The 13557-nt window shown below is 32.9% G+C and carries 14 protein-coding genes and 1 pseudogene; 6 read left to right on the forward strand and 9 right to left on the reverse strand.

Translation table 11 applies throughout. The annotated features are described in order from the left end of the window. Nucleotides 1-617: 617 nt before the first annotated feature. The 5 genes from FLACHUCJ7_RS20575 to FLACHUCJ7_RS20595 all read right to left on the reverse strand — a co-directional run bounded on the left by FLACHUCJ7_RS20575 (nucleotide 618) and on the right by FLACHUCJ7_RS20595 (nucleotide 4247). Entirely contained in the window at nucleotides 618-1061 is a 444-nt protein-coding gene (locus FLACHUCJ7_RS20575; RefSeq protein ID WP_078229976.1) for a hypothetical protein, read from the reverse strand. Between the two features lie 49 nt (nucleotides 1062-1110). Continuing rightward, on the reverse strand, nucleotides 1111-1713 hold the full coding sequence (locus FLACHUCJ7_RS20580; RefSeq protein ID WP_180910266.1) for a GNAT family N-acetyltransferase: 603 nt from the start codon (nucleotides 1711-1713) through the stop codon (nucleotides 1111-1113). A gap of 31 nt (nucleotides 1714-1744) precedes the next feature. Continuing rightward, complete coding sequence (locus FLACHUCJ7_RS20585) at nucleotides 1745-2101, reverse strand: hypothetical protein (protein WP_078229978.1); 357 nt, start codon at nucleotides 2099-2101, stop codon at nucleotides 1745-1747. 197 nt (nucleotides 2102-2298) lie between these two features. Further along, entirely contained in the window at nucleotides 2299-3477 is a 1179-nt protein-coding gene (locus tag FLACHUCJ7_RS20590; RefSeq protein WP_180910267.1) for an AIR synthase related protein, read from the reverse strand. A 104-nt stretch (nucleotides 3478-3581) separates the two neighbouring features. After that, entirely contained in the window at nucleotides 3582-4247 is a 666-nt protein-coding gene (locus tag FLACHUCJ7_RS20595; protein ID WP_180910268.1) for a uracil-DNA glycosylase, read from the reverse strand. Between the two features lie 132 nt (nucleotides 4248-4379). Between FLACHUCJ7_RS20595 and FLACHUCJ7_RS20600 the strand changes: the two genes are divergently transcribed. The 3 genes from FLACHUCJ7_RS20600 (at nucleotide 4380) to FLACHUCJ7_RS20610 (ending at nucleotide 7431) form a co-directional block, all read left to right on the forward strand. Then, nucleotides 4380-6545: an endonuclease MutS2 gene (locus FLACHUCJ7_RS20600; RefSeq protein WP_078229981.1), complete on the forward strand. Its 2166-nt coding sequence runs from the start codon at nucleotides 4380-4382 to the stop codon at nucleotides 6543-6545. 124 nt (nucleotides 6546-6669) lie between these two features. Then, the gene (locus tag FLACHUCJ7_RS20605) at nucleotides 6670-6975 is read left to right on the forward strand and encodes a GIY-YIG nuclease family protein (RefSeq protein ID WP_180910269.1); all 306 of its coding nucleotides are present in this window, start codon (nucleotides 6670-6672) and stop codon (nucleotides 6973-6975) included. A gap of 12 nt (nucleotides 6976-6987) precedes the next feature. Beyond that, nucleotides 6988-7431 (forward strand): thiol-disulfide oxidoreductase DCC family protein, encoded by a 444-nt coding sequence (locus FLACHUCJ7_RS20610; RefSeq protein WP_180910270.1) that lies wholly within the window; start codon nucleotides 6988-6990, stop codon nucleotides 7429-7431. Nucleotides 7432-7645: 214 nt separating this feature from the next. On the opposite strand, the gene ettA is transcribed toward FLACHUCJ7_RS20610, so the two are convergent. From ettA to holA, 4 genes and pseudogenes are all read right to left on the reverse strand, one after another. After that, nucleotides 7646-9337, reverse strand: coding sequence for an energy-dependent translational throttle protein EttA (gene ettA, locus FLACHUCJ7_RS20615; RefSeq protein ID WP_180910271.1), 1692 nt, complete (start codon nucleotides 9335-9337; stop codon nucleotides 7646-7648). Between the two features lie 39 nt (nucleotides 9338-9376). Continuing rightward, nucleotides 9377-9767, reverse strand: a pseudogene (locus FLACHUCJ7_RS20620) (four helix bundle protein). Between the two features lie 24 nt (nucleotides 9768-9791). Beyond that, nucleotides 9792-9968, reverse strand: coding sequence for a CAL67264 family membrane protein (locus FLACHUCJ7_RS20625; RefSeq protein WP_180910272.1), 177 nt, complete (start codon nucleotides 9966-9968; stop codon nucleotides 9792-9794). A 69-nt stretch (nucleotides 9969-10037) separates the two neighbouring features. Next, nucleotides 10038-11042 carry a DNA polymerase III subunit delta gene (holA, locus tag FLACHUCJ7_RS20630; RefSeq protein ID WP_078229986.1) on the reverse strand — a complete coding sequence of 335 codons (1005 nt, stop codon included), beginning with the start codon at nucleotides 11040-11042 and terminating at the stop codon, nucleotides 10038-10040. Between the two features lie 71 nt (nucleotides 11043-11113). On the opposite strand from holA, the gene FLACHUCJ7_RS20635 reads away from it, so the two are divergent. From FLACHUCJ7_RS20635 to FLACHUCJ7_RS20645, 3 genes are read left to right on the forward strand one after another with little or no spacing between them, the layout of a single operon-like run. Continuing rightward, nucleotides 11114-11566 carry a type I restriction enzyme HsdR N-terminal domain-containing protein gene (locus FLACHUCJ7_RS20635; protein ID WP_180910273.1) on the forward strand — a complete coding sequence of 151 codons (453 nt, stop codon included), beginning with the start codon at nucleotides 11114-11116 and terminating at the stop codon, nucleotides 11564-11566. Nucleotides 11567-11585: 19 nt separating this feature from the next. After that, on the forward strand, nucleotides 11586-12605 hold the full coding sequence (locus FLACHUCJ7_RS20640; RefSeq protein ID WP_180910274.1) for a glycosyltransferase family 2 protein: 1020 nt from the start codon (nucleotides 11586-11588) through the stop codon (nucleotides 12603-12605). Nucleotides 12606-12639: 34 nt separating this feature from the next. Next, nucleotides 12640-13473 carry an OmpA/MotB family protein gene (locus FLACHUCJ7_RS20645; RefSeq protein ID WP_031454675.1) on the forward strand — a complete coding sequence of 278 codons (834 nt, stop codon included), beginning with the start codon at nucleotides 12640-12642 and terminating at the stop codon, nucleotides 13471-13473. Nucleotides 13474-13557: the final 84 nt, after the last annotated feature.

Below are 13557 nucleotides of genomic sequence, written 5' to 3' on the forward strand. Positions count from 1 at the left end.
TGTTGCGGGTGCAAAAGTACAACCTTTATCCACTTTACCAAGCCTTTTTATTATAAAATTTCAACCTTTTTTTATTCTTTTTCTTAACTGTCTGGTAACAGCTTGTTTATAATTTAACTTTTTTATTTTAATATAAGTTTTTTCTTAACAATAATACAGTTTTAATACTTTCTATTATGCTAAGGTTACCCATTTTGAAGAGTTTTTAGTATTTATTGCCTTTTTTATCTGAATTTATTATTATTTCAAAACCTCCATCCCTAACTTAACCTCTTCTAAAAACCGGATTTTTAACCCTGGAAGCATCCGAAATCCTTTTTATAGAGAGTATTCAAAAAAGATAGAAGGAATATGCTACTTATTATTGTCTATTCTCAATTTTTAAATTCCAATCGGTACCTAAAAAAGACTTCATCTTCCTTCAACCTGACACATTCTATAAATATATATTATATGTATACTCAAAAACAAACCCCAGATGTTTTGAAAACCTGTCGGATACAAACTTATATTTATAGTATAGCAAAAAAACTATACTTATATATTACTCTAAAACTAAAAAAAAACCGACAAGACTAATCTTATCGGTTTTTTCTGTTTTCTATTTTTTTTATCTCTTATTTCTTAACCGGGAATTTCCAATCAAACTCATCTTTATTATTAATGATTGCTCCTATTTCGAATTTCACTACTTCATCAAATTCAGTTTGCAGAATGAACCAATTGTCTTCGTTGAAATAATTTTCAAAAGTATCAAAAGTCTCCTGATTGTATTTTGTAATTCCTTTGGTTGCCAAATCTTTTTTTACATCTGCAATTTTTCTTCCTATTAACTTAAATCCGAAAACCTCGAGATCATTACTGGAAGCAACTGCATATCCTAATTTCAGATCTTCTTCCTGATAGAAAGTTAATCTTATTTTTTGTTCATTGTAAACAAAAATTACATTATCATCTTCATCTTTGTAATTCTTATCAGGTTTTCCTAAAACTGCTGTTACATCATTTTGCTTCATTCCGAAAAGCAATTTATCAATTCCTGATTTTAGATTTATTTTCATATTTCGCTATTAATTTTAAAGTGCTAATTTCGTGAAGTTTTTATAAATTCTACAATTTTTGTTTTAGTTTTTCCTTGACTTCGCCAAACCATTCATTTCTAAGAATACTTAAAACGATTGAATCGCGTCGAACTCCATCTTCTGCTGTTGGCATATGACTTCGCAAAACGCCTTCGACTTTACAACCAATACTTTTCATTGCAGCAATACTTCGGTCGTTATTATTATCAGCACGGAATTCTACACGTTCTAGTCCGAGAGTTTCAAATGCAAATTGAAGTAATAAAAATTTACAATGTTTATTAAGTCCGGTTCCCCTGAATACAGAACCGTACCAGGTATATCCTAACTGAAGAGTTTTAAAATCTAAGTTTATATCGTAAAATCGGGTTGAGCCTGCGTATTTTTGGGATTTTTTATCAAAAACTATAAAAGGAAATTCTTTTTTGGCTTCTCTTGCTTTTATAGCAGACTGAATATAATTGATGAGATTTTCTTTTCCGTCAGCGCCTACTAAAGAATATTTCCAGGTTTCGGGCTCGTTGATAGATATTTCTAATAAATTTTCAACGTCTGATTCCTGCAGGGAACGCAATAAAACAAAATCATCTTCTAAAAAAATATTATCTGTGAAATTTAAATCTGATGTCATGAAGGAATTTTAAAATTATAGAAGAGAAAAATTACTCGCTCATTTCGTCATAGCGTTCCGGAACTTGTGGATCATATAAAGGACATTTGAACTCTTCCAGTAAATCTACCAGTTTGTTCATAGTTTTGCCTTCGGTCCCGTAACAGTCTATTTTTATGCTTTGTGGTGTAGTAATAATTTGAAAAGCACCTTTTCCAGTATTATTTTTCCAGCTGTTTTCATCCACTTTTTCCCATTGTGAGAAAACTGAGCCAATTCGGTTAAGGATTATCTGTATGGGAAGAATTTCAAGACCTTCAATTTCCTGCTTTTCAAGTAAAGCTTCATAAACTTCCTGATTATTCAGGTAAATTTCGTCTAAATATCTCCAAAAAAGCAGTTCATACATATCTTTAAATTAAAAGATTAAAACATTGAAAGATTAAAAAATTCAGATCTTGAAAATTATGGATAACCACTGTAATTCTTATGCAACTATAATTTTAGCCCCGATAGAAGTGAAAATCCTTTTGCTTTTTCTTTAAAAAGCAAAAGATTGTAACGAATAGCGGGATTAGCTCCTAAAAAAGCTAATAGTTATATATTTTAATATTCGAAAGTTCCGTATTCGCTGGTGATAGTCAGTTTTTTAACATCAGCAGCTTCTACCCTTCCTACGATTTGTGCATCGACATTGAATGATTTTGAAATCGCAATAATATCCTGAGCAATATTTTCAGGCATATAAAGTTCCATACGATGACCGCAGTTGAAAACCTGATACATTTCTTTCCAATCTGTTTTTGATTGCTCCTGAATCAGTTTGAACAATGGCGGAACCGGAAATAAATTGTCTTTTACAATATGTAAATTTTGAACGAAATGTAAAATTTTAGTCTGCGCTCCTCCACTGCAATGCACCATTCCGTGTATTTCATTTGGCGTATAAGTGTCTAAAATTTTCTTAATGATTGGCGCATAAGTTCTGGTTGGCGAAAGCACTAACTGCCCTGCATTTATTGGACTGTTTTCTACAGCATCAGTCAAATTAACCTGACCTGAATAAATCAATTCTTCAGGAACGGCTGCATCAAAACTTTCAGGGTATTTTTTAGCTAAATATTTTCCGAAAACATCGTGACGTGCAGATGTTAATCCGTTGCTCCCCATTCCGCCGTTATAGCTTTTTTCGTAAGTTGCCTGTCCGAAAGAAGCCAAACCAACGATTACGTCTCCGGTTTTAATGTTTGCATTGTCTACAACATCACTTCGTTTCATACGGGCCGTAACGGTTGAATCTACAATAATAGTACGAACCACATCCCCAACATCAGCAGTTTCTCCTCCTGTTGAATGAATCGTTACGCCGAAAGATTTTAATTCGTTTATTAATTCTTCTGTTCCGTTGATGATTGCAGAGATAACTTCGGCAGGAATTAAATTTTTGTTTCTTCCGATAGTGGAAGAAAGCAGAATATTATCGATTGCTCCCACACATAATAAATCATCAATATTCATGATCAAAGCATCCTGAGCGATTCCTTTCCAGACTGAAATATCTCCGGTTTCTTTCCAGTACATATACGCCAAAGACGATTTTGTACCGGCTCCGTCAGCATGCATAATCAGGCAATGTTCTTCGTCCTGCGTTAAATAATCAGGAACGATTTTACAGAAAGCCTGCGGAAATAAACCTTTATCAATGTTTTTTATGGCGTTGTGTACGTCTTCCTTTGATGCCGAAACACCTCTTTGTGCGTACCTTTTGCTAGAATCTGAACTCATGAAACTTAGTTTGTGTTGAATGTGGTGCAAAGATAATCCCTTTTTTTAATTCTTTGATGATTCGTAAGTTTGATTGACAAAAAAATCCAATCTAACTTAAAACACTACCATTCAATTTCTTTTAATCCCTTTGCTTTCAGGAAAGTATTGGTCTGGCTAAAATGTTTGTTTCCAAACCAAAATCCTCTGTTTGCACTTAAAGGCGAAGGATGTCCAGATTTTAAAATATGATGTTTTGAAGCATCAATCAAAGTTGCTTTTTTCTGAGCAAAACCTCCCCAAAGCAAGAAAACGACATTTTCTTTTTCAGCAGAAATTTGTTTGATAACGGCATCAGTAAATTTTTCCCACCCCTTTCCCTGATGGCTTCCGGCTTCAGATTGTCTGACTGTCAAAGTTGCATTTAAAAGAAAAACACCCTGATCTGCCCAACGTTCTAAATTCCCGGTTTTGGGTAACGGCTTACCTAAATCGGTTTCTATTTCTCTAAAGATATTATATAAAGAAGGTGGAAATGGAATTCCGTCATTTACAGAAAAACACAAACCATTCGCCTGATTGGCACCATGATAAGGATCTTGTCCGATAATCACCACCTTTACCTGATCGAAATGACAATGATCAAAAGCTGAAAAAATCTGGCTACCTTTTGGATAACAGACTTTTGTCGTGTATTCAGATTTTACAAATTCAATTAACTCATTGAAATACGGTTTTTCGAATTCTTCATTCAAAACCGGCTTCCAGGAATCATGTATTTTAACGTCCATAATTTTTTTATGCGAATTTCAGAATTTTTTTATTGAAATCATATTTACAACGAATAAAATTAGATCTAAACTTTACAGTTCTCGATGCTACTATTTTTTGTATTTTTGCCTTCACTTTCTTAAAGAAATTAAATGATTAGTATTACCGAAAAAACATTACAAGATTTACAATTTCCAACCGTTCTCGAAACCATTTCAGATGGATGCAATACCGATATTGGAAAAGAAAAAGCTTTACAAATAAAACCATTTAGAGACAAAGAAACTTTGATGCAGGCCTTAATGCAGACCTCTGAATATGTTTCGTCTTTTGAAAATAACAACGCCATTCCGAATCACGGATTTGACCCCATCACGCATGAAATTAAGTTTTTGGCAATTGAAGACAGTTTTCTTGAAGTGGGAAGTTTCAGAAAAATCGCCAATCTTTCTGCAACGACAAATGTCCTGTTGAATTTCTTACGAAAATTCGACGATTATTATCCAAACTTAAATGCAAGAGCATCACGTGTAGAACTGACCAAAGATATCATCACTGCAATTGATGCGATTGTAGATAAATACGGAGAAATAAAAGACAATGCTTCTCCTGCTTTATTAAGTATTCGCCAAAATATGAATTTGGTTCGCGGTAAAGTAAACCAAAGTTTTGGTGTTGCACTGACACAATACAATGGTTTAGGATATCTTGATGATATTAAAGAAAGCTTTGTGCAAAATCGCAGAGTTTTAGCTGTTTTAGCCATGTATCGCCGTAAAGTAAAAGGTTCAATTTTAGGTAGTTCCAAAACCGGAAGTATTGCTTATATCGAACCTGAAGCTACACTAAAATATTCTCGTGAATTAGCCAATTTAGAATACGAAGAGAAAGAAGAAATTACGAGAATTTTAAAGAATTTATCGAATGTGATTCGACCATATCTCCCTTTACTAATTGAATATCAGGATTTTTTAAGTGATATTGATGTCGTTGCCGGAAAAGCAAAATACGCTAACAGAATTAACGCAATCCTTCCAACAATTACTGAAGAAAGAAGATTGTTCTTTAGAGAAGCGTATCATCCGATTTTGTATCTGAATAACAAACAAAAACAAGAAGTTACGCATCCTCAGACCATTGAATTAAAACAAGATAACCGAATCATTGTGATTTCCGGACCAAATGCGGGAGGAAAAACCATTTCGCTTAAAACTGTTGGTTTATTGCAATTAATGCTGCAATCCGGGATGTTGATTCCGGTTCATGAGCGAAGTGAAACTTTTTTGTTTGACAGAATCTTAACTGATATTGGAGATAATCAGTCTATTGAAAACCATTTAAGTACTTACAGCTACCGATTAAAAAACATGAATTATTTCTTGAAGAAATGTAATCATAAAACCATGTTTTTGATTGACGAGTTTGGTACAGGTTCAGATCCTGAACTGGGTGGTGCTCTGGCAGAAATTTTCCTTGAAGAATTTTATCATCGTGAAGCGTTCGGAATTATCACTACGCATTACTCCAATTTAAAGATTTTGGCTAACGAATTACCATATGCAACGAATGCCAATATGATGTTTGATGAAAAATCACTCGAACCGATGTACAAACTGGCTTTAGGTCAGGCCGGAAGTTCGTTTACTTTTGAAGTTGCGCTGAAAAATGGAATTCCGTTTGGACTGATTAATCGTGCGAAAAAGAAAATTGAAGTTGGAAAAGTTCGTTTTGACAAAACTATTGCAACACTACAAAAAGAGCGTTCAAAATTGGAAAAAACTTCTCTGAATTTAAAAGAGGAAGAAACCAGAGCACGTGAAGAAAGCAAAAAGATGGAAAACATCAATGTAAAAATCAAACAGAAACTGGAAAGCTATCAGGAATTGTATGACAGCAACCAGAAGACCATTTACATTGGTCAGAAAATTGAAGATATCTCTGAGAAATATTTCAACAATAAAAACAAGAAAGAGCTTATTGGAGAATTTTTGAAAATCATAGAAATTGAAAATTCAAAACGTAAAAAAGCAACTCCTAAAGAAGCCAAAGCCATAATCGAAAAGAAAAAAGAAGTTGTTGCTGAAGTTGCTGTACAAGTTGAAGAAATCCGAAAAGAGAAAAAAGAGAAGAAACTTAAACCTGTAATTGAAAAACCAAAACCTATTTTAAAGGTTGGTGACCGTGTTCGAATGCTCGACGGAAGATCTGTTGGAAGTATTGATGCTATCGAAAAAAATAAAGCAACAGTAAATTACGGTATTTTTACGTCGAAAGTAAGTCTGGATGAACTGGAATTGGTAGAAGCTGTGAAGAAATAGTATTTTATTTTTCACAATCAGAAGTCTTTGCGAGGAACTAAGCAATCACACTAAAATAAACAAGTCCTTCAAATAGGCGATTGCTTAGTTCCTCGCAATTACAAAAAACTTAAAAATTTTAAACATGAAACCAGGATTTGTTTACATCATCACCAATAAATATCAAACTGTTGTTTACACTGGTGTGACTTCAAATCTTTCTGAAAGAATTTTAGAACACAAAAGCAAAAAATATCCAAAGTCATTTTCGGCTCGTTATAATGTAAACATTTTAGTTTATTATGAGCAATTTCAGTGGATTGAAGATGCCATTACAAGAGAAAAACAAATCAAAGTAGGTTCAAGAGAAGCAAAAAATGATTTAATTCGTTCAATGAATCCAACCTGGAAAGATTTGTATGAAGAAATAAAAAGTATAATTACTGAATAATAAAAGTTAAAAATGGAAGTACATAGTGAGATTGCTTCGTTCCTCGCAATGACTGCCGGGAACAAAAAAATAATCCTCTTCGACGGTGTTTGTAATTTATGCAACGGAGCAGTTCAATTCATTATCAGGCACGATAAAAAAGATATTTTTCGTTTTACAGCATTGCAATCTGATTTGGGAAAAGAAATTTGCAGTTATATTGGTGTAGATCAGACTAAAATTGACAGTATCATTTTCTATAATCCCGGAGTCGCTTATTACTACAAATCATCTGCAGCTATTGAAATTGCAGAAGAATTAGGCGGGATTTACAGTTTAATTTCAATTTTTAAAATTTTCCCTGAAAAAGTACGGAATTACATTTACGATTATATTGCTAAAAACCGCTACAAATGGTACGGCAAAAAAGAAAGCTGTATGATTCCGACACCGGAATTGAAAGCTAAATTTCTGTAAATTTCAATTTGATACAATATTGTCATTTCGACGGAGGAGAAATCTTCACAAGAAGCTCGACAAAGATTGATCTATTTGGAACGGAGTTACTCGGGAAGATTTCTCCTCCGTCGAAATGACAAACTACATTAAAAATTATTAAAACAAAAAATCCCAAATTTCAAATCTTTTACAATTTGGAATTTGGGATTTTAAAATTAAAATTTTCAGAAAACTATCTAATCAATTTTCTGTATTTCAAACGTTTTGGAGTTAAATCACCGCCAAGACGTTTCTTTTTGTTTTCTTCATAATCAGAGAAACTTCCTTCGAAGAAATATACTTCAGAGTCACCTTCAAAAGCTAAGATATGTGTACAAATTCTATCTAAGAACCATCTGTCGTGCGAAATAATAACGGCACAACCTGCAAAATTCTCTAAACCTTCTTCAAGAGCTCGAAGGGTGTTTACATCAAGGTCATTCGTAGGCTCATCCAGTAAAAGTACATTTCCTTCTTCTTTTAATGTCATTGCTAAGTGAAGACGGTTACGTTCTCCTCCAGAAAGCATTGAAACTTTTTTATTCTGTTCTCCACCACCAAAGTTGAAACGTGATAAATAAGCTCTTGAGTTTACTTGTTTTCCACCCATCATAATTAATTCCTGACCGTCTGCGAAGTTCTCCCAAATCGATTTATTTGGATCGATGTTAGAGTGTGATTGATCTACATAAGCGATTTTCACAGTTTCACCAACTGAAAATTCTCCACTGTCAGTTGCCTGTTCTCCCATAATCATTTTGAAAATGGTAGATTTACCAGCACCGTTTGGCCCGATAATTCCAACAATTCCGGCTTGTGGTAAAGTGAAATTCAGGTTATCGTACAATAATTTGTCTCCAAAAGCCTTAGCTACACTTTTTGCTTCAATAACATTCGTACCTAAACGTGGACCATTTGGAATGTAGATTTCCAGATTTTCGTCCAATTGTTTTTGGTCTTCATTTAATAATTTATCGTAGTTCTGTAAACGCGCTTTTTGTTTTGTCTGACGACCTTTTGCTCCCTGACGAACCCATTCTAACTCACGCTCTAACGTTTTTCTGCGTTTAGAAGCTACTTTTTCTTCCTGAGCCATACGGTTTGATTTTTGATCTAACCATGAAGAATAGTTCCCTTTCCATGGAATACCTTCTCCTCTATCCAACTCAAGAATCCAACCTGCAACATTATCAAGGAAATATCGGTCGTGCGTTACAGCAATAACAGTTCCTGCATATTGTGCTAAATGCTGCTCTAACCAAAGAACCGACTCAGCATCAAGGTGGTTGGTAGGCTCATCCAAAAGTAATACATCCGGCTGCTGCAATAATAAGCGACATAAAGCTACACGACGACGCTCACCTCCTGAAAGGTTTTTGATAGGTGTATCGCCTTCCGGCGTACGCAATGCATCCATTGCGATTTCTAATTTGGTATCGATTTCCCAGGCACCAAGAGCATCAATTTTGTCTTGTAAAGCTGCCTGACGATCCATCAATTTGTCCATCTTATCTGGATCTGAATAATTTTCTTCAAGACCAAATAAATCATTGATTTGATTATATTCTTCTAAAACTGCCATTGTTTCAGCAGCTCCTTCACGGACAATTTCGATAACGGTTTTAGAATCATCAAGGATTGGCTCCTGCTCCAAATACCCAACTGTATATCCTGGCTGAAAAACCACATCTCCCTGATAGTTTTTATCTACACCTGCAATAATTTTTAAAAGCGAAGATTTTCCGGAACCGTTAAGACCTAAAATACCAATTTTAGCTCCGTAAAAGAAACTTAAATAAATATTTTTAAGTACCGGTTTGTCTGCTCCCTGATAGGTTTTGCTCAATTTCTGCATTGAGAAAATTACTTTCTTATCGTCTGACATATTATGTTTATTGTTTTTAGTTTATTATTTATTGTTAAATTACTTAAATTTAAGTCCCTTGATTTCACAATTTCTTAAATGATTCATCATTGCTCCTATTTTATTTTTTTCAATTTCAGTCATTTCATTTAATTTAAAATGTTGTTCTTTTGAAATCAATTTTTTATCAAAAGGTCTATAAGATTGTGACTTTGCTTCTCCAGCTGAACCTTTTGCTATACTTAAAAATTGTATAAATTCTCTATTTCCATTTCTTTCAAAACCTTCTGCAATATTATCCATTACAGATCCTGAACTCCTAATCTATTTGATCTTTTAGTGAATAATTTGTTTTTAAAGTTGTTGTTTGAATTAATAACTCAACATATTGACATCATTCTCTTGCTTTCTGCGAAATTTCTAAATCTTCAAATTTATCTATCCTCGCCATAACAACAAACTATAAACAACAAACCTAAACCCTACCTTTTAAGGCATTAAAAACCCATGCATTTGCTAAAAATCCAACTCCAGTTGCTGCAAATCCCCAACCTGATACTTCACTATACCTAAAAGCACCAAGACCTATAAGTAACAATCCCATGATTACCATTATAAAAGTAGCCCATCCTAAAACGGTATTTTTATTCATTCCCATAATTGTGTAATAATTTAAAGTGGTATTTTTTTTAGAAGTGCAAATATCGTGAATTTTAATCGCTTAATTAAATATTTTGTAAAGCATTTCTTTTAGCAAATCTGATTGGGGTAAGGCATTGGCTCCAACGCCTTTACTTTTTACATCAACATCTCTTAATGCCCCAACAATCTGACTGACTTTTCGCATTGGATAATTTTTGATAGCCAGATCATATTCCTTTAAAAAATAAGGATTTACGCCAATCGCTGTTGCTACGTTTTTTGGATTTTTGTCTTTAAGCCCATGATATTTTAAAAGCTGAACAAAAAATCCAAAAACCAATCCGGTTGTCATTACTAAAGGATATTCTTTTGGATTGTGAGCGAAATTTTCGGCAATTTTATACGCTTTTAACTGATTACGTTCACCGATCGCTTTTCGAAGTTCAAAAACATTATAATCTTTACTGAAACCAATATTTTCTTCGATATGTTGTGGTGTAATTACCGTTCCTTGTGGTAAAATAATCTGTAATTTCTCTAATTCATTATTGATTTTACTCAAATCTGTCCCTAAAAACTCTACCAGCATGGCATTTGCTTTCGGGTCAATTGTATATTTCTTTCCTGCCAAAACGCGCTTAATCCAGTCCGCTACCTGATTTTCATACAATTTTTTACTTTCATAAACGATTCCGTTTTGTGCTAATAATTTAGTCACTTTTTTACGTTTATCAAGTGTTTTGTATTTATAACAAAAAACCAAAACCGTTGTTTCCATTGGATTATTTACATAAGATTCAATTTTATCAATAGTTCTTGATAAATCCTGAGCTTCTTTTACGATAACAACCTGACGGTCTGCCATCATCGGATAACGCTTTGCTGTTGAAACAATATCTTCTACAGAAACATCCCTTCCGTATAAAACAGTTTGATTGAATCCTTTTTCTTCTTCCGAAAGGATATTCTGTTCAATATATTCTGATAATTTATCGATATAATAAGGTTCATCACCCATTAAAAAATAAATTGGTTTTATATTTCCTGCTTTGATATCATTAACAATTTTTACAACTTCGTCCATCCAAATTTTGTTTCAAGTTTAAAGTTTCAAGTTTAAACCTGAAACCTCAAACTATTTTATATTTTTGCTTTATGCAACGATTAAATTTTCCAATCTATCATTTTCGATTCAAAAATAGCGAAAATAAAGTGTCTATTTTTGATGAAATCAGAAAAAAATTTATAATTCTTACCCCTGAAGAATGGGTTCGCCAACATGTTGTTCATTATTTAATGAATGAAAAAAAATACCCAAAATCGCTCATTAACGTCGAGAAAGTTTTAACGGTCAATGGTTTACGAAAACGTTATGATGTTGTAGTTTTTAATTCGGATGGTTCAATACATATATTAGTAGAATGCAAAGCACCAGAAGTAAAAATATCTCAGGCAACTTTTGATCAAATTGCGCGTTACAATATGACAATGCAGGCACGGTTTTTGAAAGTCACAAATGGTCTGCATCATTATTATTGCCAGATGGATTTTGAAAACGAGAAATATGAGTTTTTGAAATCACTGCCAGACTACAAAGAGATTTATTAAATTATTAAAAAGATTACTTTTGGATAAAGTTGCGATTGTCATTTTAAATTGGAATGGAATAAAATTATTAGAACAATTTTTGCCATCAGTAATTAAATTTTCTCCAGATGCTACTATATATGTAGCCGATAATGCTTCAACAGATGATTCAGTAAATTTCGTTCAACAGCATTTTCCAACGATAAAAATCATTAAAAATACTGACAACCATGGATTTGCCAAAGGCTACAATGATGCTTTGAAAGAAGTTGATGCCGAAATTTATGCCTTAGTTAATTCGGATATTGAAGTGACCGAAAGTTGGTTAAAACCTATTATTGAAACCTTTGATTTAGAAAAAAATACAGTTATTATCCAACCTAAAATTCTTGATTTTAAAAATAAGGAATATTTTGAGTATGCCGGAGCAGCCGGAGGATTCATTGATAAGTATGGTTATCCATTTTGTCGGGGCCGAATTTTTGATACGTTAGAAAAAGACAGTGGTCAATATGATGATAATTGTGAAATATTCTGGGCATCGGGAGCTTGTTTTTTTATCCGAAAAGAAATTTATGATGAATTAGAAGGATTTGATGAATCTTTTTTTGCACATCAGGAAGAAATTGATTTGTGCTGGCGTGCTTTAAACGAAGGACATACTATCAAATATAATTCACAGTCTATTGTTTACCATGTTGGAGGGGCAACACTGCAACAAGGAAATCCGAAAAAGACTTATTTGAATTTCAGAAATTCATTACTGATGATGGTCAAAAATCTTCCAAAAAAAGGATTGTTTTTTATAATTTTCTTCAGAATGGTACTGGATGGAATTGCCGGAGTAAGATTTTTAACACAAGGAAAATTTAAACTAACACTTGCAATTTTACATGCCCATTTTTCATTTTACTGTCTTTCATTAATTTATCTAAAAAAGAGAAAAGATTTTCAAATGCAAAAATACTACACTATAAAAAGTATCGTTTTCATCTATTATATAAAGAAATTGGTTTTTTTTAAAGAAATCTTTAACATTAATCAAAATATTAAAAACTAAATTTGTAATTAACGTCTAATTAAATTTAACATCTATGAGAAAAATAGTAATCGCACTATCGGTATTAATGGCTTTAACATCGTGTGTTTCAAAAAAGAAATATGCTGAATTGGAAGCTAAAAACAAAGAGACTCAGGATTTATTAAATTCTTGTACTGTAAAATTGAATGCATGTCTGGAAGAAAAAGCAGGATTGGCTGCTACGGCTGCGAGTTATAAAGAACACAATCAAGATTTAATAAACAGCTCAAAAGATTTGACAGTTTTAACTACTAAAGGTGCAGAAAATCTTGAAAAATCATTGGAAAGTTTAAAAGAAAAAGATTTAAAAATTTCCAGACTTCAAGATGCTCTTACTAAAAAAGACAGTGTAACATTAGCATTAGTTACAAGTTTAAAAGGTGCTGTTGGAATCAATGACCCGGATATTGAAATCAATGTTGAAAAAGGAGTTGTATTTATCTCTATCGCTGACAAATTATTATTTAAAAGTGGTAGTTATGAAGTAACTGATGCTGCAAAAGGTGTTTTAGCTAAAGTTGCAAAAGTAGTCAATGATAAGCCAGATTTTGAGTGTATGGTTGAAGGTCACACAGATAATGTTCCTTATAGAAGTAACGGAGTTTTACTTGATAACTGGGATTTGAGTGTTAAACGTTCTACTTCAATTGTTAGAGTTTTAACAAACGATTTAGGTGTAAATCCAGCTAAATTAATTGCAGCCGGTAGAAGTTCTTATGTGCCTTTAGTTGCAAACGATACTCCGGAAAACAAAGGAAAAAACAGAAGAACCCGTATTGTTGTTATGCCAAAAATTGATCAGTTTTATGATATGATTGAAAAAGAAATGAAAAAACAGGCAAAATAATTCAATACATATTGAATTACACAGAAAAAGCAGGTCAAATGACCTGCTTTTTTAGTATCCGCAAGGATAAACTTTTTTAATTAA

Origin of the sequence: Flavobacterium salmonis (assembly GCF_903819435.1) — a bacterium.
Taxonomy (GTDB): domain Bacteria; phylum Bacteroidota; class Bacteroidia; order Flavobacteriales; family Flavobacteriaceae; genus Flavobacterium; species Flavobacterium chungangense.